Genomic DNA, 24,610 nt, shown 5'->3' with positions numbered 1-24,610 from the left:
AGGCACATTTGCACCTCACCAGATAATGTCGCTATTAAATCACAAGATTAGTAGTCATACATTCCAAATTAAAAATCAAGTTGTAAATTAACAACCAAAAACCACTTTAAAAGCAGTTACTTTCACCAAAAAATCCAACCAAGGTCAAATGTTGGACAATTCGTCATTTACTTACCGTAATTAAACAACATTTAAGCCATCGGTAGATTTACAGTAATAATATTAATGACATCTTGTGTTGGTGGTGATCCTAAAGCAACCTGCTCTAACGCTTTATCGACTTGTTCAGTAAGTTCCGCATTGTTCATAGGTTCAACGTGAACACGTAGACTCTCTAGTGCAAATTGAATCAGTTCTAGGTTGTTGTCTTCTAACGCCACATACAGCGTCACTAACAGCTCTTCAGTGTTATCTTTGTTTCGAAGATCAGGTTTAGGCAGTGACTCGCTTTTACTTTTCGAATCGTGTTGTTTTACGTCTTGACTTTCGAGATCATCCGCTTTTACTTCATGGTATTGGTAAAGCTTATTTGAATAGCGGAATAAAGCATCATCCAGTTCACGCTCATCAATCGGCTTAGCGATAATATAATCCACACCCGCTCCCAGCATACGCTCACGAGTCTCTTTAAAGACATCAGCCGTACAACCAAACACCAATACCGATGACACATCACCTATCAACGCACGAATCGCAGTGGTTGATTCAACACCATCCATCACAGGCATATGGTTATCCATGAGTATCAAATCAAAGCGCTCAGCAACCACGGCTTGTATCGCTAACTCACCATTCTCGACGCTCTTACAAATGAATCCTTTACTGCTCATGAAGGTTTCAATGATCACTGTATTGGTTCGGTTATCCTCGACGATCAGTACCTTTAAGCCTGAGTAGTCTAGCTTCTTATGTGGCAAGCTCTCGATTTCGCCAGGCTGGCAAGGTTGAATCTTCAAGCGAACATCAAAGCTCGTGCCTATCCCTTCTTCACTGGTGACGGTAATACTGCCATCCATCAGTTGGGCAATTTTCTTCACAATCGCTAAGCCAAGACCAGTACCGCCAAAACGCCTTGTAGTGGAAGACTCCGCTTGTTCAAACGGTTTAAAAATACGCTTTTGAGCTTCTTTAGAGATACCAATTCCGGTGTCACGAACTCGAATACTAAGGTAGGTGTCACTTCCCTCTACGACTTCTTTCAAGTACACCTCAACAAAGCCTCTGGAGGTGAACTTCACCGCGTTGTTCAACAAGTTAAACAAAATTTGGCGAAGGCGAGCTTTATCTGAGAAATACCAACGACCAGAAGGCACCTCGGAGTACACTTTGAATTGAAGCCCTTTCTCGGAAGACAATGTGTAGTAAACACTGTTAATACTGCCGATGATCGAATCAAGCGGGAAACGCGTTTCATCAAGATCCAACCTACCCTGCTCGATCTTCGAGAAGTCTAAGATCTCGTTGAGTAGGGTCATCATATGATCGCCGGACTCATACAGGCTCTTAAGATGCTTCTCTTGTTCGGAGTTTAGAGGCGTTTTTAATAGGATCTGAGCGGTACCCAACACACCATTCATAGGGGTGCGAATTTCATGTGATAGGGTTGCAAGGAAAGCGGTTTTTGCATTGGTAGACGCCTGAGCTTTAACCTTTTCCGCTTCGAGATAAATAGTCTTTTCGTTAAAGGTTTTAATTAAATGGCCGATTTCGTCATCACTCGAGTAATCCACATCAATGATTTCGCCGGCTTTCGAGCTATCAACCTGTGCAGCAATCCTTGTGATTGGACTAATCAAATAACGATTCAATAAGTAATATCCCGCCATCACACAAAGTAGCAATAGCGGAACAATACCGCCTTCAATGCTCATCACCTGGCGAAATACTTCGTCTGCTACACGTGTTTTTGAGTTCACCACATCCACTTGCCAGCCGAAATCACCAAATTGGTTGCTACTGATATAGATGCCTTCAACAAGATTGAAGTTATAAGAAACCAACACTTGGTTGAGTTTATCTCTCAGGGTGATACCAAGATTGTACTCTTCGGCGTGGTTTTTAATGAAACCCAACAACTCTTCGAGCGAGAGATCCACCGTCGCAATACCAGCAAAGGTGCCGTCATAGTAATAAGGTGACGAAGCCGTAATCATTCGAACGTGAGTATAGGGATCAATATAGACATCGCTCCAAGAGATGGTTCCCTGTGGCTTGTCTACAACCGAGGTATACCAATACTCTTCGTGATAAGGGGCGTTTTTAGGATTGTTGTAAGAGAACAGTTGATCAATCGTGCCATCGTCAGCTTTGTTGAAAAAATAACTGTTTAAGAGCTTGTCGGAATCCAACGCATACGGTTCTGGCCAAATACCAGCGCTAACAATTGTGTCATCGCTCGCGGCTAACATCGACTTGAATAGCGGGATGACATCTTCACCTTTGCGATGTGCTTGAGCAAAACCAACTAAACTATCAACAAAGCCTTGAGAGCTACTGAGTGGCTCTGTAATCAATGCGGATAACAGTTGCGTACGTAAGTCGAGGTTTTGTTGTAATTTGGCGCGCACAGGGGATTCTACGACGTAATACGTCACACTACCGACAATGGCAATAAACATAGCAAGGTACAGCCCAAGCGCTACCATGCTTTTTTTCTTTAAAGACGACCGTATCTGCATAATTCTTTTATTGTTTTCTTTTCTGTTAAAACTAGTGTTTATCATCCATGACATCAAGCCTTTTTAGATTGAAGCTTGATTGGCACAAGTTCATTGGTACTATAAGCGCAAATATGTTCCCTTTTACGGTACCTCACTTTGACTTTACAAGATATTCTTGCGCTTCCAGAGTTGGAAGGAAAGCTAATCACAGAACACAAAACCATCGGATTTGTCACTGCAATGGCAGCGGCACCCAATGTGTTAACCCCGCATGAGTGGCTACCGTTCTTATGGGGTGGCGAAGAAGTCGCGCCTTTTACGGATGGTGAACAGCTAGAAAGCTACATTGAAGTTATCATCGAGCTTTGGAATAAAACCCGCCCAGAACTGATTGAAGGTACTTGGGTTTGGCCTGAAGCTTGTCAATTAGACGACGAAGAAGTGGTTAACACTGCCGCTCGTGATTTTTGTGAAGGCTTGCTTCAAGGCTGGCAGATTGCTCGTGATGATTGGGAAACGCTAATGCCTGAAGAGAGCGAAGACAACGCGCTTGTTGGCGGCGTCCTACTTTCATTGAGCATGCTTTACGATCCAGAAACTTCAATTGCTACGCTTGCAGAGCAAGGCATCGAAGGCCTAGAGCAATTTGAAGAGATCTTTAATGCGGTTCCTGTGATGCTTTGTGGACTAACGCAGCGTGGCATTGCACTGGCTGAAGCTCAATAACAGTTAGCTTTATACAAGCCAAAAGGCCTCATTATGAGGCCTTTTTTAGTTTTCAGACGAAATAAAATAGTCGCTTTAGAAGCCTTTCCAATCGAAGTCATCAATTCGCTCATCAGCAATATAAAACAGCTTAGTGCCACTGCTGACCACTTGATCTAACTCTGGGTTGAGTTCAATACCGCTCCCCGTATCAATGGCGATCAGAGTTGCTTGATACTTCTCTTTAAACACTGAGAAAATAGGCGCGACGGTGACAGACTCAGCGTCTTCAGGGAAATACGTTGAATACTGTGTCATGCCTCTTGTTGAGCTCAATAATTCTTGGTGAAGCGCACTGGAACCTGGGTCTACCGCAGCCTTTGCTAGCATCTCTGCACCCACCGCTGGAATACATTCTGAGTTAGGGCAATGCTTGTGTAACAAATCGCTCAGCGCTTCGTCTTTAAAGTAAACAAGAAGGTGCGCCTTAGGATTTCGGTTGGCACAGTAAAGCGCCGCAGATAACGTAATGTCGTCTTCTGGGTTATCAATCAAGATGCAACTTGCAGACTCAATGCCCGTTTTCTCCATCTCTTTGCCATCGGTGTAGCTGTTTACTTTAACGAAGTTAATTTCACCGGGTAACGGGTTCTCGATATCTGAACGCGTACATAACACGATTGGTCGTTTACCCGTTTCTTCGTGTTGTAGCATCCGAATGAGATGAATGGTTCTTTGCTCATTCCACCCCAACATCAAAATGTGGTTGTCCACTCTAACTCTCCTTTTTCCTAGCAAGCCCGCTCGCCAATATTCAACACCTTCTGTTGCCACTTTACCGAGTAACGCGGCGAAAAGGCTCAACCCGCCTGGAATCACAAATAGAATAACGATCCACTGCCCCGCTACCGTGGTCGGTGATAAATCACAAAATTTTAATAACATTTAACCAACTGTAGAAGCCGTCACCACTAAGTAGTAAGCGAATACAGTAACCGAACTGGTTAAATCTGTTTCACCCGCCAAATACAGCATCGACCACGATAGAGCGATGTAGCCAAGAAAAGTGAACAGTAAGTTTTTGCCGTTCAAAACAAAGATGTTTGCTTTGATCCAGCGTTTGAGTTGTAACCAGATTATCATTCGAGCCTCTAATCCTTCGATCTTACTTACATGCTAGAAAAAATACTTGATATCAACAAGATGTATCATCAGAAAAAGATACATGACCACAAGATTGATATTGGCGGCCTATACGCAGGTACAAAAAAACCAGCACTATTGGCTGGTTTTTGGGGTTAGATAAAAGAACGACTTACGCGTTACCTTTTACCTGTACATTTAACTGCTCTGCAAAATCTAGCATGCGGTTCAATGGAATAAGAGACTTCACACGTAGTTCGTCAGAAACGAAGATCTCGTGTTGCTCACCACCATTCTCAAGCGCGTTTTCAATCGCTTCAAGGCCATTCATTGCCATCCAAGGACAGTGTGCGCAGCTACGACACGTTGCACCAGCACCGGCTGTCGGCGCTTCAATCAGCTCTTTTTCAGGAACCAATTGCTGCATCTTGAAGAAGATACCTTTGTCTGTCGCGACAATCATTTGTGGATGAGGTAGCTCTTTTGCTTTCTTGATCAGTTGGCTTGTTGAGCCTACAGCATCAGCCAGTTCAACCACGCTTGCTGGTGATTCTGGGTGAACCAAAATAGCCGCTTCTGGGTATACCGATTTCATTTTCTTCAAAGCATCAGCTGAGAACTCATCATGAACGATACACTCACCTTGCCAAAGCAACATGTCAGCGCCAGTTTGATTTGCGATGTAAGAACCTAGGTGACGGTCTGGCCCCCAAATAATAGGTTTGCCTTCGGCGTCTAGGCTTTCAACGATTTCTAAAGCGATGCTCGACGTCACTACCCAGTCTGCACGAGCTTTAACGGCTGCAGAGGTGTTCGCGTATACAACCACGGTGTGGTCAGGGTGAGCATCACAAAATTCTGTAAATTTGTCAGCTGGACAGCCAAGATCAAGTGAACATTCAGCTTCAAGTGTTGGCATTAGAATGCGTTTTTCAGGAGTAAGAATCTTTGCAGACTCACCCATGAAACGAACACCAGCGATGATCAAAGTGCTTGCTGAGTGACGGTTACCGAACTTAGCCATTTCTAATGAATCGCCAACGAAACCACCAGTTTCTTCTGCCAGAGCCTGAATTTCAGGATCGGTGTAGTAGTGTGCAATTAGAACTGCATCTTTTTCTTGAAGTAGTTTTTTGATGTTTGCGATGTGGGCCTGTTTCTGAGCGTCGCTCAATGGAACTGGCTTAGGCGGAAACGGGTAAACTGTATCGATTTTATCTAGTATATGACTCATTGCTCTTGCTCTACGCAACTTCTTCCGAGAATTAGAGTATTCTACACAGGACAGCGATTGGGATCAAAAAGGATTGGTTGCAAGCGGTGGCTAGCTAATGCTTAAAACGCATAAACAAGGCAATGCGTTGGCATCACTAGCAAGAGAAGTAAACACTAAACGGAAGTGAACAGGTATAAAAAAGAGGCGCCTAAGCACCCCTATTTTGTTTATAAGTGGGTTTTAGCCACTTTAGCCGAAGCACTGTTTGGGTACTCGGTTACGACTTGTTGGTAATATTTCTTAGCTTGCGTCGCGTTGTTGTTGCGCGCAGCTATGTCACCAAGCTTAACCAGTGCATCTGCTCGCTTGTTTGAGTCTTTGTAAGACACAACAGCAGCAAAGCTCTTCACCGCTTCTTTATCTTGCTTCTTAGCGAAATAAAGCTGACCTAACCAGTAATGTGAGTTAGGTGTGAAAGTAGAATCTGGGAAGTCTTTTTGAAACTTCTGGAATGCAGCGATAGCACCCGTGTAGTCTCGTTGCTTTAGAATCATATCTACAGCATTTTGATAAGCAGTTTGCTCATCCACATCAGTACTGAACGTACCAGAAGCGTCTTTAGAGCCTTCGCTCGCCGCCACTGCTACCGTTGCTGTTCCTGCTGCTTTCACCTCGCCTCTTACGCGGTCCAGTTCAATGAACAGTTCACGCTGACGCTCTAGCATTTGCTTCATATCGTAGCTGTTTCGTTCCAGCTCACCACGAAGTTCACTGATCTCCAGTGCCATGTCGTCGATTTGCTGTTGCATTTGAAGCTGAACGAGATTGCGATTTTGAAGCAGGCGCTCTAAACGCTCAATATCTGATTCGTTAGATGCTGATCGAGAGGAAGATGATGAATTGGTTGCGGTGCTATTGAGATCGGATACTGGAGCTGGTGCAGCGAACGCGGTGTTCGCTGCACTTGCCAGTAACGAAAGCAAAATGACTCGCTTTGTGTTACTGAACATGAGGCAATTCCTCAATTATATAGTCTACTAAAATTAGTAAACTAGTACTGCGCGACGGTTTTTAGCGTACACATCTTCAGATTGACCTAGAAGAAGTGGCTTCTCTTCACCGTAGCTTACGATAGAGATTTGGTCAGCTTGAACACCTAGTGCTTGTAGGTATTTCGCTACAGCTTGTGCACGACGCTCGCCAAGTGCGATGTTGTACTCAGGAGTACCGCGCTCATCAGCGTGACCTTCGATAGTAACGTTCATGTCAACGTTCTTAACTAGGTATGCTGCGTGAGCTGCTAGCATTTCTTCGTAATCGCCAGCGATAGTAGAGTTATCGAATGCGAAGTAGATTGTTTGAGTTTCACGTAGCGCTTGCTCTTTAAGCTCTTGCTCAGACAGTTGACCGTTAGCGTCAATTGGCGTTACAACAGTTGTGTCTACGTTGCCTTCTGAACCTGAAGTTGTTTGGTTGCTTTCTGTACCAGATGTTGCAGATGTTGCTTCATCAGTTGAGCTACATGCCGTTACTGCCATCACTGGTAGTGCAATCATCAAGCCTTTAAGAACTTTGTTAAGTTGCATCTTTTTTTCCTTACGTTATCAAACTTAGTTTCTACAGCGACTAAGTGCTATAGATAGTTAATTGCCACAATAGTTAACACTATCAATAGCTAAAAGAATGTATCAAGAGAACTAGAGGAACGGTGACCACGCAGGCGCTCTTACACGTCCGTTGGTTGCCGGTAATCTAGCTTTAAAACGGCCATCGATAGAAACCATCGATAGTACGTTAGTTTTATTGTAAATAGAGCTATAGATAACCATACCTCCATTCGGCGCAATGCTTGGAGATTCATCTAACAATGTTTTTGTTAGCACCTGAACCGCACCGGTTTCCAAATCCTGCTTAGCCAAGTTAAAACCTGAGTTACTGCGATTCACCATGATAAGGAATCGACCATCAGGGGTGATCTGGCCACCTAAGTTTTGGCTACCTTGCCAAGTAATACGAGAAGTCGAATTATTGGACAAATTTACATTATAAATCTGAGGTTTACCACCACGATCCGATGTGAAAATAAGAGACTTGCCATCTGGGTGCCAGAATGGTTCAGTATTATTCGAACGGCCGCGGGTAATTTGAGTCAGCTTACGGCTAGCAAGGTCAAGTGTGTACACCTGAAGGCTGCCTGTTTTCGACAATACCAATGCCAATGTTTTACCATCTGGCGAGAATCTTGGCGCACCATTGTGACGAGGGTATGACGTCACTTTCTCACGTTCACCGGTGTAAATATTCATGATGAATATTTCAGCTTGGCCATTCTGGAAGCTCACATACGCAAGTTTCTTACCATCTGGTGACCATGCTGGAGACATAAGAGGCTGCTTAGAACGAAGTACTAAACGCTCATTAAAGCCATCGTAGTCAGCAACACGAAGTTGGTATGGGTACTTATCTTTGTCGTTCACAACTACGTAAGAGATACGAGTTAAGAACGCGCCTTTCTCACCGGTTAATTCTTCATACACTAAGTCAGAAATACGGTGTGCGTATCGGCGCAAGTCCGTTGCCGATAAATCACGCTTCACTTTATGAAAGAGAACATGATCCATAGTACGAACCAAATGACCATCATCATTTAGCCCTTTACTATGACCTTTCGTCAATTGCCCTCGAATAGTGTCAATTAACTGATAACTGATTGTATAAGTACCATTGGGGTTTGGAGAAATAGAGCCGGTTAAGAGTGAATCAACGCCTAAGTTAGTCCAAGCATCGAAGTTCACCTCAGTTTCGCTGTAAGGCGTTTGAGGCATTTTGCTTGTCGCAACTGGGCTGAATTTACCACTGCGTTGTAGGTCAGAAGCGATAACTGCTGATACATCGTGTGGCAATGGCTCTGCGCCTTCCCAACGGAAAGGTACAATAGCGATAGGTCGTGCAGAGTTAATACCGTCTGTAATAACCAGCTCCAGTGCCGCATGTGCAAACTGGCTGCTTGTAGCTATTAAGAAAACAAAACTCAGTAGTAGTTTCTTTAACACAAGTTCGTCCTTTTACTCTGGTGATACAGTTAAGTTAATGTCTTTTAGTGATTTCACGATGTCTGGGTCTTTAGGCAATGGATAAGATTGCACTTGTGCCACGGCACGCTTGGTTGCTGCACATAAACGGCTATCGCCATCTAAGATGCTTAAGCTACCCAAAATAGCGTTTGAGCCCGTTGGAATCAGCTTAAGGTTCACTCGACATGAGCGCCCTCGATAGCTGTCTTCTAACAACAGATTCTGTTGAATCAATTGGGTATAGATAGCCCCGTAACGTTGTGCTTCATCACTAATAAATTGTTGTCTTGCTGAAGAGTTTTGAGTCGCTTCAGTTTCAAGACCAGCAAAGATATCGTTCAATGCTGCTTCTTGTTGTTTACGCTCTTTTTCTGCTTTAGCTGCAGCTTCTTTTGCCTTACGGGCTTTCTCTGCTGCGGCTGCCGCTTCTTTCTCTTTCGCTATGCGTTGCTTTTCAGCGCGTTCAGCGGCTTCTTTCTCTTTACGAGCTTTGTCTGCTGCCTCTTTCGCCGCTTTTTCTTTTGCCACGCGTTCTTGTTCAGCTTTTGCGATTGCCGCTTCTTTGGCCTTACGCTCGTTCTCGGCTTTCACCAACGCAGCTTCTTTCAGCTTGCGATCAGCTTCGGCTTTAGCGGCTTTCTTTTTCTCTTGCTGTAAACGCGTTTCTTCAGCTTTGCGTTGTTTCTCTTTCTCAACTCGGCGCTTTTCAGCTTCACGAGTCGCTTTAGCCTCTTTCGCTTGTTGTTCTTTTAGCTTACGAATATTTTCTTCTTCAGCTTTACGATTCTTTTCAAGTCGTTCGCTTTCACGTCTCAGTTTGTCTAAACGCTCTTGCTCTTTCTTGCTCGCGGCTTCTCGCTGTTGACGAATCTGTTGAGCTTGCTGGCGAACCAACTGAGGATCAATCACCACAGCCTGAACCATCTGCCCTGTCGGCTTAGGTTCTGACATCGTGAAATCCGCTCCCCAAATAAGCGCAACGAATAAAATGACGTGCAGCCCAAGTGAAATAAGAAGCGGTTTTCTGAAACTATTGGATTTTTTATTAGTCGCTTTCATGAATGCTACGGAGCTATTCCCTTATATCCGTTAAAAGGCCAACCTTTGGCACACCTGCACGGTTTAATTCATCAAGTAATAAAACCACTTCAGCGTAAGGCGTTGCGGCATCACCGCCAACCGCCACTGGAGAATTCGGCTTCAAAGACAACTCAGCTTTCACTCGGATGATAATATCTTCCATAGATAAACCACGCTGTACTTCTTCGTCATTAACGCTCAAGCCAAGTTCACCGTCTTTGTTCACTTCAACGATGATGAAACTTGCGTTGTCGTCCCCCAGTAGGTCTTGTGCCGATTTAGCCGTTGAAGCCTGAGGCAATTCAACGTCAACGCCTTGAGTAACAAACGGCGAAGTCACCATAAAAATGATCAGCAAAACAAGCATAACGTCGATGTAAGGTACAACGTTAATCTCTGCTGTCATTTTGCGTTTTTTAGGTTGGTATCCAGCCATCTATTATTCCCTGCCAGCCATCGCTTGACGGTGAAGAATACTGTGGAACTCTTCAGAGAAAGTCGCGTAGTTGTGCTCTAGCTTGCCTACTCGGCTGCTGAAGCGGTTGTACGCCATAACTGCTGGAATTGCAGCAAATAGACCCATTGCGGTTGCGATCAGCGCTTCTGCAATACCAGGGGCAACCATTGCGAGTGTCGCTTGCTTCACTTCACCTAATGCGATGAATGAGTGCATGATGCCCCAAACCGTACCAAATAGGCCGATGTATGGGCTGATAGAACCAACGGTCGCCAAGAAAGGTAAGTTAGTTTCTAGTTCATCGACTTCACGAGCAACAGCAACGCGCATCGCACGGCCAGTGCCTTCCATAATGAAGTCAGGTGATGTTGCATTCGATTTACGAAGGCGAGCAAACTCAGTAAAGCCTGCGTAGAAAATTTCTTCAGTACCAGAAAGCTCGTCTTTGCGTTTATTGCTCTCTTGGTACAATTTTGCAAGATCAACGCCTGACCAAAATTTGTCTTCAAACACTTCTGTTTGTTTCGAAGCTTGAGATAATACTTTACTTCTTTTGATGATCATCGCCCAAGAAACAACAGACATGCCCATAAGAACTAGCATGACCATTTTAACTAATAAACTAGCTTCTAAAATTAGGCCTAAGATTGAGATTTCAGCAGTCACTATTCGTTAGCTCCGTAAGAATAAATGTTGGCATTGCCTTTGGTTTCATTTTTTGATTGTCGATACATGCTACCTTAACCATTGCTTTACACAATGCTTTGCCATCAGGATTTACGATCTCTTGACAGAAGACCAAGGTAGCTCGCTTCAACTCGTAAATATTTGTAATGACTTGTAAAGAATCATCAAGGCGCGCACCTTGAATAAAATCAATGTCCATATGTCGGACTACAAAACCGATGTTTTGTTCTAACAAGACTTGCTGAGAAACGCCAATTGAGCGCAACATCTCAGTTCGAGCGCGTTCGAAAAACTTAAGATAGTTTGAATGGTATACAACACCACCTGCATCGGTGTCTTCGTAATACACTGTCACTGGCCACGTAAATGGCTTAGATAATCCCTGCAATTTGCTACCACAACCCAAAACGATAAAGATCTCACTATAACCTAACTCCTTATCATTAATAGTATATCGCTGTGAATTTTTTGATTTAACAGACGAAAAAAAAGGCCATCTGTATAAGATGACCTCTTTTTGGCTAAAAACCCAACAAGTATAAAGATTCACATCGTTATGAACCTAAATCCTTTGCCTTTTATAGAAGGCGCAGCACCGTTAGGTAGAGCAAAATTGTGAGTGAAACGTATGGGCTAAACAGTAGCTGCCACATCCAAGCTCTTGGCTTAAATCCAATACCGTAAACCATGCTTGAGCAAACTGCCCAGATAAACATTGGCCCGATGATCGCGTTAAAGCCCCCGATGCTTGTCGCATACGCTTCAGGATCCCACATCACTAAACCAACATGCATGAAACCCAATACCAAGGATAAAGCTCTTAATAGAGTCTTATCCATTGGTTGATGCAGTTTAGCGATTTGCTCTGCGAGATTACTCACTGTCTTTGTCCATCATTTCTGAATGCTCTAGCCAAAGAGCATTAATGATGCCGAATGCACATGCTAGAAGTACACCCAAAATCCATGCGAAATACCACATAAAATTTCTCCTAAGTTATTTAACTTCTAGCTTAGTAAGCTGAAACGTCGTTATCTTCGATGTGTTTCTTATCTAGACGACCGAACATTTTGTAGTATGTCCAAGTTGTGTAGCCAAGAATCACCGGAACCATTACCGCCGCAACAGCAGTCATAAGGCCAAGCGTAAGCTCACTCGCTGTTGAATCCCACATAGTCAAACTATGGCTAGGGTTCAGGCTTGATGGCATTACGAATGGGAACATTGCAAAACCAGCCGTTAAAATAACACCTGCGTTCGATAGACTTGAGAACAAGAATGCGAAACCACCACGCTCAAAGCGAGATGCAATCACAGCAAGTAGTGGCATCGCTACACCAAGGATCGGCGCAGCCCACATTGCTGGATACGTTTCGAAGTTTGTCATCCAAGCACCCACTTGAAGTGATACTTCTTTGTTTAGAGGGTTTGAATCAGCAAACGTATCGATAGTGCTTGTAATAACATAGCCTTCGATAGATTGAACCCAGAAACCACCAATAACGAACAGAGCAATAGCAATTAGGCCAGTGATCTGAGCAACGTTACGAGCACGAGCGTGCAGCTCTTCTGTAGTCTTCATTTGAAGCCATGTTGCACCTTGCATCACGAACAACATCAGAGCTAATACACCACAAAGCAATGCAAACGGGTTTAGCAGAGCGAAGAACGTGCCATGGTACTTAGACATCATAAATTCGTTCAGGTCAAATGGAACACCTTGTAATAGGTTACCAAATGCTACACCGAAGATGATTGGTGGAACTGTACCACTAAAGCAAAGTGCGTAGTCCCAAGTTTTGCGCCATTTTGGATCTTCGATCTTAGAACGGTAATCAAGAGCAAGTGGTCGTAACCAAAGCGCTGCTAACGTCGCATACATTGCGAAGTAGAAGCCAGAAAACGATGTTGCGTAAACCAGTGGCCACGCAGCAAACAATGCGCCACCCGCAGTGATAAGCCAAACTTGGTTACCATCCCAGTGAGGGGCAATCGTGTTTAGCATAATACGGCGTTCAGTGTCGCTCTTACCGATAACCGGTGAAAGAGCAGCAACACCCATATCGAAGCCATCAGTTACGGCGAAACCAACCAGTAGAACACCGATCAATACCCACCAAATAAGTCGTAAGCTTTCGTAATCAAACATAATATTCCCTCACTTATACTTCGACTGAACGGCTAACTTTGTCTTCAACAGAGTTATCGTTTTGTTCAAAGTGGTAACGGCCTGTCTTTAAGCTACTTGGACCTTTACGTGCGAATTTCAGCATTAGGTAAACTTCAGCAATCAAGAACACTGTGTACAGTGCCAGAATAGCGAATAGAGAAGTCCAAAGCTGTTCAATAGTTAGTGCTGATGCTGCAACGTTAACCGGTAGGATTTCACCAACCGCCCATGGTTGACGACCAAACTCAGCAACGAACCAACCCGCTTCGATCGCAATCCAAGGAAGTGGGATTGAGAACAGCGCCGCTTTAAGTACCCATGGTTTCTGTTCGATCTTTTGACGACACGTTTGAACAAACGCTGCGCCGAATACAAACAACATGATGAAGCCACAAGCAACCATCAGACGGAATGACCAGAATAGAGGCCAAACTGTTGGGATAGAATCATCCGCAGCCATTTGGATTTGCTCTTCTGTTGCATCAACAACGTCGTCTGTGTAGCGCTTAAGAAGTAGACCGTAACCTAGGTCACCTTTCACTTCGTCGAATGCCACCATGTTTTCTTCAGACTTATCGCCTGAACGTAGCTTTTCAAGCAGCTCGTATGCGTACATACCCGTGCGGATACGATCAACGTGGTCATCACGCAGGTCACGCAGGCCTGTTACTTCTTTATCAAGAGAACGTGTTGCGATAATACCCATTACGTAAGGAATCTTAATTGCGTAGTCAGTATCCATTGTTTCTTGGTTTGGAATACCAAAAACAGTGAATGCAGCTGGTGCTTCTTCAGTGTGCCACTCTGCTTCTACAGCAGCGAGTTTCACTTTTTGAACTTCACCAAGCTCGTAACCAGATTCATCACCTAGCACGATTACTGACAGGATCGCCGCCATACCGAAAGATGCTGCAATCGCAAAAGAACGACGAGCAAAGGCAAGGTCACGACCTTTAAGAATGTAGTATGAGCTGATACCAAGGATGAACATTGCACCCGTTGTGTAACCAGACGCTACTGTGTGTACGAATTTAACCTGTGCTACTGGGTTTAGTACAACTTCAGCGAAGCTCACCATTTCCATGCGCATCGTTTCAAAGTTAAATTCCGCACCCACTGGGTTTTGCATCCAGCCGTTAGCTACCAAGATCCAAAGCGCAGAGAAGTTAGAACCAAGTGCTACTAACCAAGTTACCGCTAAGTGTTGACGCTTCGACAATCTATCCCAACCGAAGAAGAAAAGACCAACAAAAGTAGACTCTAGGAAGAATGCAACAAGCGCTTCGATAGCCAGCGGTGCACCAAAGATGTCGCCAACATAGTGAGAATAGTAAGACCAGTTAGTACCGAACTGGAACTCCATGGTTAAGCCTGTCGCTACACCAAGAGCAAAGTTAATACCAAACAATTTACCCCAGAACTTAGTCATGTCCTTGTAAATTTGCTTGCCAGTCATTACATAAACTGACTCCATAATGGCAAGTAGAAATGCCATACCTAGTGTCAGTGGAACAAATAGGAAGTGATACATCGCTGTAAATGCAAATTGCAATCGCGACAGATCAACAACATCAATCATGGTAACTCCTTTGTGTCGGCTGAATGACACTTGTGTGATTATTCACCGCAAAAATCCATGTTAAAACAATTTATGTAATTGTTATTACAAATTGAAATTTGTAGCAAAAACGTACCGTTATAGTTAGATTATTGTTAAGCATAAGCTAATATAGCTGGCGCTAATATTACTGGTAAAATCAGTATGTTTCAAAAGATTTATAGGAGAAGCCTGCGTTGATTTGTATCAATTTTATTCACGCAAATTAGAGGTATTTTTGAACAATCATGATTAAAATCACACCAATTTGAGCTCTGTTAATAACAGCGCATGATATCTGTGACAAAAGCTCAGCACCACTTCAACATACAAATTACAACTACCCATAAAGTACTAACAAAAGTTATGACAACTTATTTCAATTTTTGTTAGCTAAATCAAACCTGAAATCAAAGTTTTCATTTTTGAAACCCGCTATTCAGCCTTTTTATCGATTAGCGCAAAGAGTTGTTATTCAGTAAAATGCAAAAAATCCCAGCGCTTATGCAACTGGGATCTTTAAAAATGAATAATTTAACGATTAGACGGCTTATCTATTCCGAAGTGTAAATAAGCTCTGTCGGTCGCGATTCGACCTCTTGGCGTTCTTTGTAGGTAACCTTGCTGAATCAAGTAAGGCTCTAACACGTCTTCAATGGTGTCTCTTTCTTCACCGATCGCTGCAGCCATATTGTCGATACCCACTGGACCACCACCAAACTTTTCCATGATCGCAAGCAGAAGCTTTCTATCCATGTAGTCAAAACCTTTAGCATCGACATCCAACATGTTAAGCGCTTTATCGGCAACCTCTGGGCAGATATGACCATCTCCTTTCACTTCCGCATAGTCGCGTACACGGCGCAGTAAACGATTGGCAATACGTGGTGTACCACGAGCACGACGAGCAACTTCTAACGCCCCTTCTGATTCCATAGAAAGACCAAGGCAATCAGCGCTTCGTTGCACGATGTTTTGCAAGTCTTCAACTTTGTAATACTCAAGACGCTGAGTGATACCAAAACGGTCACGTAACGGAGACGTAAGCGAGCCAGCACGAGTCGTTGCGCCTATCAACGTAAAAGGTGGAAGATCGATCTTGATAGAGCGTGCCGCAGGGCCTTCACCAATCATGATATCTAATTGGTAATCTTCCATTGCTGGATACAACACCTCTTCAACCACAGGGCTAAGGCGGTGGATCTCATCAATGAATAGGACATCATTTTCTTCAAGGTTAGTCAGCAGCGCCGCTAGGTCGCCGGCTTTTTCCAGTACAGGGCCTGAAGTGGTGCGAATGTTTACATCCATTTCATTAGCAACAATGTTCGCCAACGTGGTTTTCCCCAAGCCTGGAGGACCAAATATCAACAAATGATCGAGGGCCTCATTACGCAATTGCGCCGCTTTGATGAAAATTTCCATTTGGCCACGAACATGATCCTGACCTTGATAGTCAGCAAGTGCTTTAGGGCGTATTGCACGATCAATGACATCTTCATCTTTGAATACTGGGTTGTCCGGTGCAATAAGGCGATCGGCTTCAATCATAAATTCTGCTATTCCTAACTATGCGCTTGTTGACTCTGCGCTTCTTGACTCTGTGTAAAGGCAAAGTGAATGAGCCTGTTTTGTAGAACAAGTATATGAGGTATTAAACCATCGATTTCAGTGCTTCGCGAATTAACTGCTCGCTGGTCATGCCATCTTTAGCCACTTGAGAAACCACCTTAGAAGCTTGAGTCGGCTTGTAACCTAATGCAAGTAACGCACTTACCGCTTCTTCTTCAGCGTCGTGAACGGTTGGCATAGAATCAATTGGTGCTGCATCCGTCGCTGGAGTAAATAGGTCACCCGCGCCCCACCCTTTCAGGCGGTCTTTCATTTCAACAACCAGACGTTCTGCGGTTTTCTTACCGACACCCGGCAGTTTCACTAGCGTAGAAATATCTTCACGTTCAACACTCTGAACAAACTGACTCGCCGTCATACCTGAAAGAATACCAAGACCAAGTTTAGGACCAACACCATTTGCTTTGATAACTTCACGGAACAGCGCACGCTCTTTAACTGTATTGAAGCCGTAAAGCAGTTGTGCATCTTCACGAACAACAAAGTGAGTGTAGATAATTGCCTCTTCGCCCACATTTGGTAATTCATAAAAACAGCTCATTGGCATTTGAACTTCATAGCCAACGCCACTCACTTCGATTAGTAATTCTGGTGGCTGTTTTTCTATTAATGTACCGCGTAGACGTCCGATCACAATTCACTCTCTTGATGGAATATAATTTGAGGGACAGAATATAAAAGAACTGGATGCTTATCCAGTTCTTTGTGTTTATTCGGGTGATTTATTTACGCTTGTTTGGCTTGTGAAACCACGTTATTTAAGCTTTCGACCAGCTCTTTGACAGAGGTAACATGCCCTGTGAGTTCAGAACCATAATTGGCGACTAAGCCGGACACGGATTTGGTTTCCGCAACGCTCTGTGCCACTTCTGAACTCGCGAGATCGAGCTCTTTCAAAGAACTCATCTGCATCGCCATAATGTTGGTGAGCTGATTGACGTCAGTCGAGATAGTTTGAACTTCTGAGATGATGCCGTTCATCTCATTCGCCGTGGTTTCAATTATCGCTCGACCATGTTCCACTTCGTCTTTACTACGGTCCAACAAGGTTCGAATTTCTATCGCGGAATGACTGCTTTTCGCCGATAACTCTCTTACTTGGTCGGCGACTACTGCAAAGCCTCTTCCCTGCTCACCTGCGCGAGCCGCTTCTATTGCCGCGTTTAATGCCAACAAATTAGTTTGTTCCGCTACTGAAGTAATCAAGTCAGCGACTTTCATGATCTCTTGATTACTTTGAATGATCTGAGTGATAGCACTGGTTGAGGCTTCTAATGACTCAGAGCTCTTTTGCGCTTTCTCTCCGACCGCTTCACTACGCTCTTTCAACTCACCCACAAATGAGTTTGATTCTTCGATACCTTGAGTCATTTGGTGCAATTGTTGGCTCATCTGTTCTGCCGCACTGGCCTGAGATTCGCAATTGATATTCAGCACCTCAACTTGCGAATGTAAATCTCGCGACTGTTGGTCTAGATGCACAGAAACGCCCTGTAAGCTTTCCGAATTCGAATTAGCTTGGTCAAGCACCACCGAGAGTCGCCCTTCACTCTTTGTCGCTTGATTAGCAATCTGTTGGCTTTCTGAAATCGCTTCTTCCGCCATTTCGATTGCAACCTCTTTTTGCTTCGCAGTAAACGCTTGAGCAATACAAATCACCACCAGCGGCATGATCACACCAGACCAGGTTTCAACCACCACCGCTTCCGGAGTAAGTACTAACTGCGGAAATTCAAATCCATTAAGGTGAGCTGACGTCATCATCAATGAAACGCCAATCACTAACCCACTCCATACCAAGGCGACAATACGTGTTCCTGACAAGAAAAAAGCGACCACTAACAAAGGAACCCAATACGCCTGCGTCGATGCCACCACACCACCGCTTTGGTAGATGATATTCAGCGCATGTACTGCCATACCAACAAAGCCAAAATTGAGTGCAAGGCTCGGTTTACTGGTAACACGCAACAGCAGTGCGGAGATCAGTTCAAACGCGATAAGGAATACAGATGTAGCGATCAGAAGTTGCTCTTCGTGCTTGGTCCATTTGATTAAGCTGTAGACACCAACAAAGAAGGCAATAAAAGTGAAGAGTAATAAGATATCGGCTTGTCTGACTTCGTTGTTACTCCACCTATTACTTTTAGGTAGAAACAGCGCACGCCACAGCTTGATTGGGTTCATCAGTGATCATCCTTGATTAACTTGTTAGACCTCCGACCAATGTTAATAACATGTTAAATGATACGCAATGTTATTATCTGGGTTCTGTTCGAAAGATCTCATTTCATCAAGGATTTAGCGGCGTAGTATTTTGATATGAGCCAAACAGGGTGTAAGGCTCATCAATAGAATAGGTCTAAAGGCTGTATGTTAGGAGCTAACAAGAGAGCGAGGTTTAACGGTAGCGCCCTTTTCTCGCGCCTGTCGCCTTACCAGCCAGTGCTATCAATGTTTTGTTGGTGTTAGCGTGAGTGATCGCTACGCCTAGAGCATCGGCTGCATCGGCCTGTGGCTTAGCAGGTAGCTTAAGCATACTCATCACCATGTTCTGAACCATAGACTTATCTGCACCACCATTACCTGTCACGGCTTGCTTAATTAAACGAGCCGCGTATTCGTGAACAGGCAAATCCGCATTTACAGCCGCTACGATCGCACTGCCACGAGCTTGTCCAAGCTTAAGTGCAGAATCCGCATTCTTCGCCATGAAGACTTGCTCAATAGCAAACACATCCGGCTGAAACTGAGTGATGATTTCGCTCACACCTGCATAGATCTGCTTAAGTCGACCCGGTAACTCTATTTCTGAGGTGCGAATACAACCACTCCCTAAGTAATATAGATGGCGGCCATTTTGACGAATAACACCGTAACCGGTAATGCGTGAGCCAGGGTCAATCCCTAAGATAATAGACATAACTTCAAATACTGATTATTTACACATGCTTTATGAGCTTAGTATATCGAACGCAAAAAAAAATGCCCGTCAAATTAACGGGCATTTTCTAATTTACTGGCAAGTCTTGGCTAATTAATTAAGAGCTCTCTACCAACTAGGATCTCTTCATCAACAAGAAAAGATAACAGGCTTACGCTTGCTCTTTTTTCTCTGCCAATTTAACTGCGATTGCTAGCTCTTCCAGTGATGCTGGGTTCGCTAGGCTTGGCGCGTCTGTTAGTAGACATGCTGCAGCTGTCGTTTTCGGGAATGCGATAACGTCACGGATGTTCTCAGTACCACAAAGTAGCATTGCTAGACGGTCAAGACCGAATGCTAGACCAGCGTGTGGTGGCGTGCCGTACTTAAGCGCTTCAAGTAGGAAGCCGAACTTCTCTTGTTGCTCTTGTTCTTCGATACCTAGGATACCGAATACCGCTGTTTGCATTTCTGCGTTATGAATACGTACAGAACCGCCGCCTACTTCGTAGCCGTTGATTACCATGTCGTATGCATCAGAGTTTGCTGCTGCTGGGTTTGCTTTAAGCTCTTCCGCGTTCACACCTAGTGGCGATGTGAATGGGTGGTGCATTGCGTGTAGGTTACCTTCGCCGTCTTCTTCGAACATTGGGAAGTCAACAACCCACAGTGGAGCCCAAGCAGATGTGTCTGTTAGCTCTAGATCAGTACCTAGTTTAAGACGAAGTGCACCCATTGCTTCAGCAACGATGCCCGCTTTGTCTGCGCCGAACAGAATGATATCGCCAGATTCAGCTTGAGTGCGATCTAGAATACCGTTGATTACGTCTTCGCTTAGGAATTTAGCAACTGGAGATTGAATACCTTCCATGCCTGCAGCACGGTCGTTCACCTTCATCCATGCTAGGCCTTTCGCGCCGTAGATGTTTACGTGTTCAGCGTAACCGTCGATTTGCTTACGAGTTAGCTTAGCACCACCTGGAACACGGATAACCGCTACACGACCTTTTTCGTCGTTAGCCGGGCCAGAGAATACTTTGAACTCAACGTCTTTAACTAAATCAGCAACGTCAACTAGCTCTAGTGGGTTACGTAGATCTGGCTTATCAGAACCGAAACGGCGAATCGCTTCAGAGAAAGGCATTACTGGGAATTGGCCTAGTTCAACATCTAGAAGTTCTTTCCACATATCGTGAACAAGCTTCTCAGTCACGTTACGTACTTCTTGAGAAGTCATGAAAGATGTTTCGATATCGATCTGAGTAAATTCAGGCTGACGGTCAGCACGTAAATCTTCATCACGGAAACATTTAACGATTTGGTAGTAACGGTCAAAACCAGACATCATCAGCAGTTGCTTGAACAACTGAGGAGATTGAGGAAGTGCGTAGAAGCTGCCTTTGTGAACACGGCTTGGTACTAGGTAGTCACGAGCACCTTCTGGTGTCGCTTTCGTTAGTACTGGCGTTTCGATGTCTAGGAATAGGTTCTCATCAAGGAAACGACGAACGAAGCTAGAAGCACGTGCACGAAGCTTGATACGGTCGCTCATTTCTGGACGACGAAGATCGATGTAACGGTACTTAAGACGCTGTTCTTCAGAGTTCGTTTGGTTGAAGTCTAGTGGAAGCGCTTCTGAACGGTTGATGATCTCTAGACCAGTCGCGTAAAGCTCTACTTCACCAGTAGCCATGTCTTTATTTACTTGGCTATCAGGACGAACACGTACTTCACCAGTAAATTTGATACAGAATTCATTACGCAGTTGGTTAGCGATCGGGAAGATATCTTTCATATCTGGATCGACAACAACCTGAACGATGCCTTCACGATCACGCATATCAATAAAGATAAGACCGCCTAAATCACGGCGACGGTTTACCCAGCCGCACAATTCTACAGTTTGTCCCGCCAGGGACTTGTTCAGGTTACCACAGTAATGGGTACGCATAATGAATTTCCCAATCTCTTAATAATTTACTAATTTCCAGGCTGTCAGTGGTCATTCCACACAACAGAGCAAAGGAACATTTATACGCGGAAACTCGCTTAAAATCGACCTTCCACATTCGAATTTATTGTGTTTTATCTGGCTTTGCTGCTTTTTAGCCCATCAAGTGCGCAAAGATTCATCAAAACCGAAAAAATTGCGATAATTATATCTCGAAAGTACCTTAATCAGCAAAACTCTCGTACAGTAGATTTTCATTTCGATTAAAAGCAGTAATGTGATGACCAATGGTGCAAAAACGATGGACACTTTACCTCTAAGACTTGGATTAACCATGTGGTCTCATTCTGAGTGGCAAAGTCAGTTCTACGGAAAAGGAACAAAGCCTGCTGAACGCTTAGAGAAGTACGCGCAAGTTTTTCATACCGTTGAGGGCAACACGACCTTTTACGCGACGCCAAGTATGTCGACAGTTCATAACTGGAAAGCCGCCAGTCATGATGATTTCAAGTTCACTTTCAAGCTACCTAAATTCATCACCCACCAGCAACAACTCAGGCACTGCCAAGCAGAACTCAAAGAGTTCTTAATGACTATGTCGCCACTGCATGATCGCATTGGTCAATGGACGATTCAGCTACCACACAGTTTTGAACCCAGCATGCTGCCTGCCCTACAAAAGTTTTGTACCTTGTTCCCAAAAGATATGCAGCTTGGCGTCGAAGTTCGCCACTTGGGGTTCTTTGATAAAGGCGATGCGGAAAAGCGCTTCAATCAATGGCTGGTAGAGGAAGGCATCAATCGCATCATTATGGACAGCCGCCCCGTTTTTTCTGCGCCACCAACCACAGAAGCGGTGATCGATGCACACCAGAAAAAACCCCGTGTTCCTGTTCATGCCATTGCGACCGCCAATAACCCAATGATTCGATTTATTGGTCACCCAGACCAAGAACCTAATATTGAGTTTTTTAAGCCTTGGTTTGCCAAAATCCCAAACTGGCTTAATGAAGGCAAGCAGCCCTATTTAATGATCCACACACCAGACAATAATCACGCACCCGAACTTGCAATCGCAATTTATAAACAACTACAAAAGCAAGTGTCTGAAAGTACATCATTATTATTACCTGATCTGGCTCAGTTTCCGGCTCAGAAAGGCAATAATCAAATCTCGATGTTTTAACCCATCACCTATCAGCAACTTCGAACCTTGAGCTAAATCTCAGTTTTCGTGACAGTGGCGCTTTTTTTACGTAAAATACGTCCCCTTTTATTTGGTATGAATTTTGTGCCAATTACGCTGACTGTCGAGAGAAAATGCCATGAGCAACACAGACAATATCTTTTCCGCTCCTATTGATAAAATTGGAGACTTCACCTTTGATGCAAGGGTTGCTGAAGTATTTCCGGATATGATTCAACGCTCGGTGCCTGGCTATAGCAATATCATCTCTGCAATCGGCATGCTGGCTGAGCGCTTTGTAAAGCCACATTCAAATATTTACGACCTTGGCTGCTCGCTTGGTGCGGCGACACTTTCTATGCGTCGTCACATTCAGCAAGAAGGCTGCACGATTTTCGCTATCGATAACTCAGAAGCCATGGTTGAGCGCTGTAAATTGCACGTTAATGCTTACCGTAGTGACACACCAGTAGAGGTGATTGAAGCCGATATTCGTGAAGTGGAGATCAAAGACGCTTCGGTTGTGGTACTTAACTTCACGCTGCAATTCCTGTCGCCAGACGATCGATACGCTCTACTTGAAAAAATTCATGCAGGCCTGCGCCCTGGCGGGATCTTAATCCTGTCAGAAAAATACGTATTCGAAGACGAAAGCTCAAACGAACTGCTTATCGACCTGCACCACGATTTCAAGCGTGCTAACGGATACAGCGAACTGGAAGTCAGCCAGAAACGCAGCGCAATTGAAAACGTAATGCGCCCAGACTCGATCCCTGTTCACAGAGAACGATTTGATAAGATTGGCTTCTCAAGCAGCGAAGTTTGGTTCCAATGTTTCAACTTTGGTTCAATGTTCGCGATTAAGTAGCCTACAAACCTGGTCAGCTCGTATTAGAACGTCATCCTCACTGTAGGAAATGACAAATTTAATTTTTATTTTAGGGTTTATTGCCCCTATTAACTCAGTGAAAAACTATGTTTAATTTTGCCAATTTTTATCAACTTATTGCCCAAGACACTCGCCTTCAGCCGTGGCTCAATGTTCTGCCACAGCAACTGACAGATTGGCAAAATGCAGAGCACGGTGACTTCGACCGTTGGTTACGTGCACTAAACAAGATTCCACAAGGTGTACCAGACCAAGTTGACCTGAAGAACTCAGTGACGATTGGCAGCTCAACACCATTTCACACAGGTGAGCTTAAAAAGCTAGAAAGCCTATTAAAGACGTTCCACCCATGGAGAAAAGGCCCTTACACGGTTCACGATATTCATATCGATACTGAGTGGCGTAGTGACTGGAAATGGGATCGTGTGCTTCCACATATCTCCCCATTGAAAAACCGTTCGGTTCTCGATGTAGGTTGTGGTAATGGTTACCACATGTGGCGCATGCTCGGTGAAGGTGCTCGCTTAACGGTTGGTATCGACCCTTCTCATCTATTCTTGGTTCAGTTTGAAGCAATTCGTAAGTTAATGGGCGATGACCAACGTGCTCACCTATTACCTCTAGGTATCGAGCAGCTGCCAAAGCTAGAAGCCTACGACACAGTATTCAGCATGGGTGTGCTTTACCACCGTCGTTCGCCACTTGACCACTTGATTCAGCTAAAAGACCAATTGGTGTCTGGCGGTGAACTGGTTCTTGAAACCTTAGTAATTGAAGGCGATGAAAATGCGGTACTGGTCCCTGTTGACCGTTACGCACAGATGAGAAACGTGTACTTCTTCCCTTCAGCTCGCGCACTAAAACGCTGGCTGGAACAAGTTGGCTTTGAAGACGTACGTATCGTTGATGAAAATGTCACGACAATTGGTGAACAACGCACCACAGAATGGATGACGCACAACTCTCTTCCAGATTATCTAGATCCGAACGATCCAGGTAAAACGGTTGAAGGCCACCCAGCGCCAAGACGTGCGATTTTGGTAGCAACAAAGCCATAGAATCTCTGCCCACAAAGCAGTGGCATATTGAGTAAATAAAACACAAGCCTATATAAGACAGCAAAACAATGGCTTGCCATGGTCAAAAAGTCACCGTTGATTTCGCGATGAACTTTTCTTCCTGAGCTCACAAATTGAACAAAAATTGACTTATGTTTAATAAGTGAGCTATTTCAAATAGC

The 24,610-nt window shown here is 44.3% G+C and carries 23 protein-coding genes and 1 pseudogene; 5 read left to right on the top strand and 19 right to left on the bottom strand.

From position 1 onward, the window contains the following. Positions 1–191 precede the first annotated feature (191 nt). On the bottom strand, positions 192–2,678 hold the full coding sequence (locus CWO13_RS06290; protein WP_441351213.1) for an ATP-binding protein: 2,487 nt from the start codon (positions 2,676–2,678) through the stop codon (positions 192–194). Positions 2,679–2,816: 138 nt separating this feature from the next. On the opposite strand from CWO13_RS06290, the gene CWO13_RS06285 reads away from it, so the two are divergent. Continuing rightward, positions 2,817–3,386: a UPF0149 family protein gene (locus CWO13_RS06285; RefSeq protein ID WP_048659643.1), complete on the top strand. Its 570-nt coding sequence runs from the start codon at positions 2,817–2,819 to the stop codon at positions 3,384–3,386. Positions 3,387–3,461: 75 nt separating this feature from the next. Here the strand turns inward: CWO13_RS06285 and CWO13_RS06280 are convergent. Further along, a pseudogene (locus tag CWO13_RS06280) lies at positions 3,462–4,508 on the bottom strand (two pore domain potassium channel family protein). 30 nt (positions 4,509–4,538) lie between these two features. Here CWO13_RS06280 and CWO13_RS23635 point away from each other — a divergent pair. Next, positions 4,539–4,667 (top strand): hypothetical protein, encoded by a 129-nt coding sequence (locus CWO13_RS23635; RefSeq protein ID WP_258186367.1) that lies wholly within the window; start codon positions 4,539–4,541, stop codon positions 4,665–4,667. Positions 4,668–4,680: 13 nt separating this feature from the next. On the opposite strand, the gene nadA is transcribed toward CWO13_RS23635, so the two are convergent. The 17 genes from nadA to aspS form a co-directional block, all read right to left on the bottom strand. Beyond that, positions 4,681–5,742 (bottom strand): quinolinate synthase NadA, encoded by a 1,062-nt coding sequence (gene nadA / locus CWO13_RS06275; RefSeq protein ID WP_017062067.1) that lies wholly within the window; start codon positions 5,740–5,742, stop codon positions 4,681–4,683. Positions 5,743–5,951: 209 nt separating this feature from the next. Continuing rightward, positions 5,952–6,734, bottom strand: coding sequence for a tol-pal system protein YbgF (gene ybgF, locus CWO13_RS06270; protein WP_048612755.1), 783 nt, complete (start codon positions 6,732–6,734; stop codon positions 5,952–5,954). Positions 6,735–6,767: 33 nt separating this feature from the next. Beyond that, entirely contained in the window at positions 6,768–7,310 is a 543-nt protein-coding gene (gene pal / locus CWO13_RS06265) for a peptidoglycan-associated lipoprotein Pal (protein WP_017062069.1), read from the bottom strand. 111 nt (positions 7,311–7,421) lie between these two features. Beyond that, positions 7,422–8,777, bottom strand: coding sequence for a Tol-Pal system beta propeller repeat protein TolB (tolB, locus tag CWO13_RS06260; protein ID WP_102432922.1), 1,356 nt, complete (start codon positions 8,775–8,777; stop codon positions 7,422–7,424). Positions 8,778–8,789: 12 nt separating this feature from the next. Further along, positions 8,790–9,857 (bottom strand): cell envelope integrity protein TolA, encoded by a 1,068-nt coding sequence (tolA, locus tag CWO13_RS06255; protein WP_102432923.1) that lies wholly within the window; start codon positions 9,855–9,857, stop codon positions 8,790–8,792. Between the two features lie 13 nt (positions 9,858–9,870). Then, positions 9,871–10,314, bottom strand: coding sequence for a protein TolR (tolR, locus tag CWO13_RS06250; protein WP_108082648.1), 444 nt, complete (start codon positions 10,312–10,314; stop codon positions 9,871–9,873). Positions 10,315–10,317: 3 nt separating this feature from the next. Further along, positions 10,318–11,001, bottom strand: coding sequence for a protein TolQ (gene tolQ, locus CWO13_RS06245; protein WP_010437896.1), 684 nt, complete (start codon positions 10,999–11,001; stop codon positions 10,318–10,320). After that, positions 10,991–11,428, bottom strand: coding sequence for a tol-pal system-associated acyl-CoA thioesterase (gene ybgC / locus CWO13_RS06240; RefSeq protein ID WP_102432924.1), 438 nt, complete (start codon positions 11,426–11,428; stop codon positions 10,991–10,993). The genes tolQ and ybgC overlap by 11 nt, the downstream gene beginning before the upstream one ends. A gap of 172 nt (positions 11,429–11,600) precedes the next feature. Continuing rightward, complete coding sequence (gene ybgE / locus CWO13_RS06235; RefSeq protein WP_017055065.1) at positions 11,601–11,903, bottom strand: cyd operon protein YbgE; 303 nt, start codon at positions 11,901–11,903, stop codon at positions 11,601–11,603. Then, positions 11,896–12,003 (bottom strand): cytochrome bd-I oxidase subunit CydX, encoded by a 108-nt coding sequence (cydX, locus tag CWO13_RS06230; RefSeq protein ID WP_000270284.1) that lies wholly within the window; start codon positions 12,001–12,003, stop codon positions 11,896–11,898. The genes ybgE and cydX overlap by 8 nt, the downstream gene beginning before the upstream one ends. A 31-nt stretch (positions 12,004–12,034) precedes the next feature. Then, positions 12,035–13,171 (bottom strand): cytochrome d ubiquinol oxidase subunit II, encoded by a 1,137-nt coding sequence (gene cydB / locus CWO13_RS06225; protein ID WP_048659654.1) that lies wholly within the window; start codon positions 13,169–13,171, stop codon positions 12,035–12,037. A 13-nt stretch (positions 13,172–13,184) separates the two neighbouring features. Continuing rightward, complete coding sequence (gene cydA / locus CWO13_RS06220; RefSeq protein WP_102432925.1) at positions 13,185–14,771, bottom strand: cytochrome ubiquinol oxidase subunit I; 1,587 nt, start codon at positions 14,769–14,771, stop codon at positions 13,185–13,187. Positions 14,772–15,323: 552 nt separating this feature from the next. After that, positions 15,324–16,340, bottom strand: a complete 1,017-nt coding sequence (gene ruvB / locus CWO13_RS06215; RefSeq protein ID WP_017062078.1) for a Holliday junction branch migration DNA helicase RuvB — start codon at positions 16,338–16,340, stop codon at positions 15,324–15,326. A 103-nt stretch (positions 16,341–16,443) separates the two neighbouring features. Further along, positions 16,444–17,055: a Holliday junction branch migration protein RuvA gene (gene ruvA / locus CWO13_RS06210; protein WP_017062079.1), complete on the bottom strand. Its 612-nt coding sequence runs from the start codon at positions 17,053–17,055 to the stop codon at positions 16,444–16,446. Positions 17,056–17,147: 92 nt separating this feature from the next. After that, entirely contained in the window at positions 17,148–18,608 is a 1,461-nt protein-coding gene (locus CWO13_RS06205; protein WP_108082647.1) for a methyl-accepting chemotaxis protein, read from the bottom strand. Positions 18,609–18,822: 214 nt separating this feature from the next. Further along, positions 18,823–19,344: a crossover junction endodeoxyribonuclease RuvC gene (gene ruvC, locus CWO13_RS06200; RefSeq protein ID WP_102432927.1), complete on the bottom strand. Its 522-nt coding sequence runs from the start codon at positions 19,342–19,344 to the stop codon at positions 18,823–18,825. Positions 19,345–19,516: 172 nt separating this feature from the next. Then, entirely contained in the window at positions 19,517–21,295 is a 1,779-nt protein-coding gene (gene aspS, locus CWO13_RS06195; protein WP_019821025.1) for an aspartate--tRNA ligase, read from the bottom strand. A 280-nt stretch (positions 21,296–21,575) separates the two neighbouring features. Here aspS and CWO13_RS06190 point away from each other — a divergent pair, with 280 nt between their 5' ends. The 3 genes from CWO13_RS06190 (at position 21,576) to cmoB (ending at position 24,428) form a co-directional block, all read left to right on the top strand. Then, complete coding sequence (locus CWO13_RS06190; RefSeq protein WP_170960839.1) at positions 21,576–22,481, top strand: DUF72 domain-containing protein; 906 nt, start codon at positions 21,576–21,578, stop codon at positions 22,479–22,481. 139 nt (positions 22,482–22,620) lie between these two features. Then, a complete protein-coding gene (cmoA, locus tag CWO13_RS06185) occupies positions 22,621–23,349 on the top strand; it encodes a carboxy-S-adenosyl-L-methionine synthase CmoA (protein ID WP_017062083.1) in 729 nt (242 codons plus the stop codon). 107 nt (positions 23,350–23,456) lie between these two features. Beyond that, on the top strand, positions 23,457–24,428 hold the full coding sequence (cmoB, locus tag CWO13_RS06180; protein ID WP_102432928.1) for a tRNA 5-methoxyuridine(34)/uridine 5-oxyacetic acid(34) synthase CmoB: 972 nt from the start codon (positions 23,457–23,459) through the stop codon (positions 24,426–24,428). Positions 24,429–24,610 lie beyond the last annotated feature (182 nt).

The organism is Vibrio sp. ZF 223, from assembly GCF_003050585.1.
GTDB lineage: Bacteria > Pseudomonadota > Gammaproteobacteria > Enterobacterales > Vibrionaceae > Vibrio > Vibrio crassostreae.
Note: the sequence above shows the minus strand (reverse complement) of the source record. Positions and strands in the feature narration are given on the sequence as shown.

Coding starts and splice junctions, on each gene's coding strand:
- nadA (WP_017062067.1), bottom strand. CDS start 5,742: ATGAGTCATATACTAGATAAAATCGATACAGTTTACCCGTTTCCGCCT.
- cmoB (WP_102432928.1), top strand. CDS start 23,457: ATGTTTAATTTTGCCAATTTTTATCAACTTATTGCCCAAGACACTCGC.
- ruvC (WP_102432927.1), bottom strand. CDS start 19,344: ATGTCTATTATCTTAGGGATTGACCCTGGCTCACGCATTACCGGTTAC.
- aspS (WP_019821025.1), bottom strand. CDS start 21,295: ATGCGTACCCATTACTGTGGTAACCTGAACAAGTCCCTGGCGGGACAA.
- ybgF (WP_048612755.1), bottom strand. CDS start 6,734: ATGTTCAGTAACACAAAGCGAGTCATTTTGCTTTCGTTACTGGCAAGT.
- pal (WP_017062069.1), bottom strand. CDS start 7,310: ATGCAACTTAACAAAGTTCTTAAAGGCTTGATGATTGCACTACCAGTG.
- tolA (WP_102432923.1), bottom strand. CDS start 9,857: ATGAAAGCGACTAATAAAAAATCCAATAGTTTCAGAAAACCGCTTCTT.
- CWO13_RS23635 (WP_258186367.1), top strand. CDS start 4,539: ATGCTAGAAAAAATACTTGATATCAACAAGATGTATCATCAGAAAAAG.
- CWO13_RS06205 (WP_108082647.1), bottom strand. CDS start 18,608: ATGAACCCAATCAAGCTGTGGCGTGCGCTGTTTCTACCTAAAAGTAAT.
- CWO13_RS06290 (WP_441351213.1), bottom strand. CDS start 2,678: ATGCAGATACGGTCGTCTTTAAAGAAAAAAAGCATGGTAGCGCTTGGG.
- cydA (WP_102432925.1), bottom strand. CDS start 14,771: ATGATTGATGTTGTTGATCTGTCGCGATTGCAATTTGCATTTACAGCG.
- cydX (WP_000270284.1), bottom strand. CDS start 12,003: ATGTGGTATTTCGCATGGATTTTGGGTGTACTTCTAGCATGTGCATTC.
- tolR (WP_108082648.1), bottom strand. CDS start 10,314: ATGGCTGGATACCAACCTAAAAAACGCAAAATGACAGCAGAGATTAAC.
- cmoA (WP_017062083.1), top strand. CDS start 22,621: ATGAGCAACACAGACAATATCTTTTCCGCTCCTATTGATAAAATTGGA.
- cydB (WP_048659654.1), bottom strand. CDS start 13,171: ATGTTTGATTACGAAAGCTTACGACTTATTTGGTGGGTATTGATCGGT.
- ruvB (WP_017062078.1), bottom strand. CDS start 16,340: ATGATTGAAGCCGATCGCCTTATTGCACCGGACAACCCAGTATTCAAA.
- CWO13_RS06190 (WP_170960839.1), top strand. CDS start 21,576: ATGACCAATGGTGCAAAAACGATGGACACTTTACCTCTAAGACTTGGA.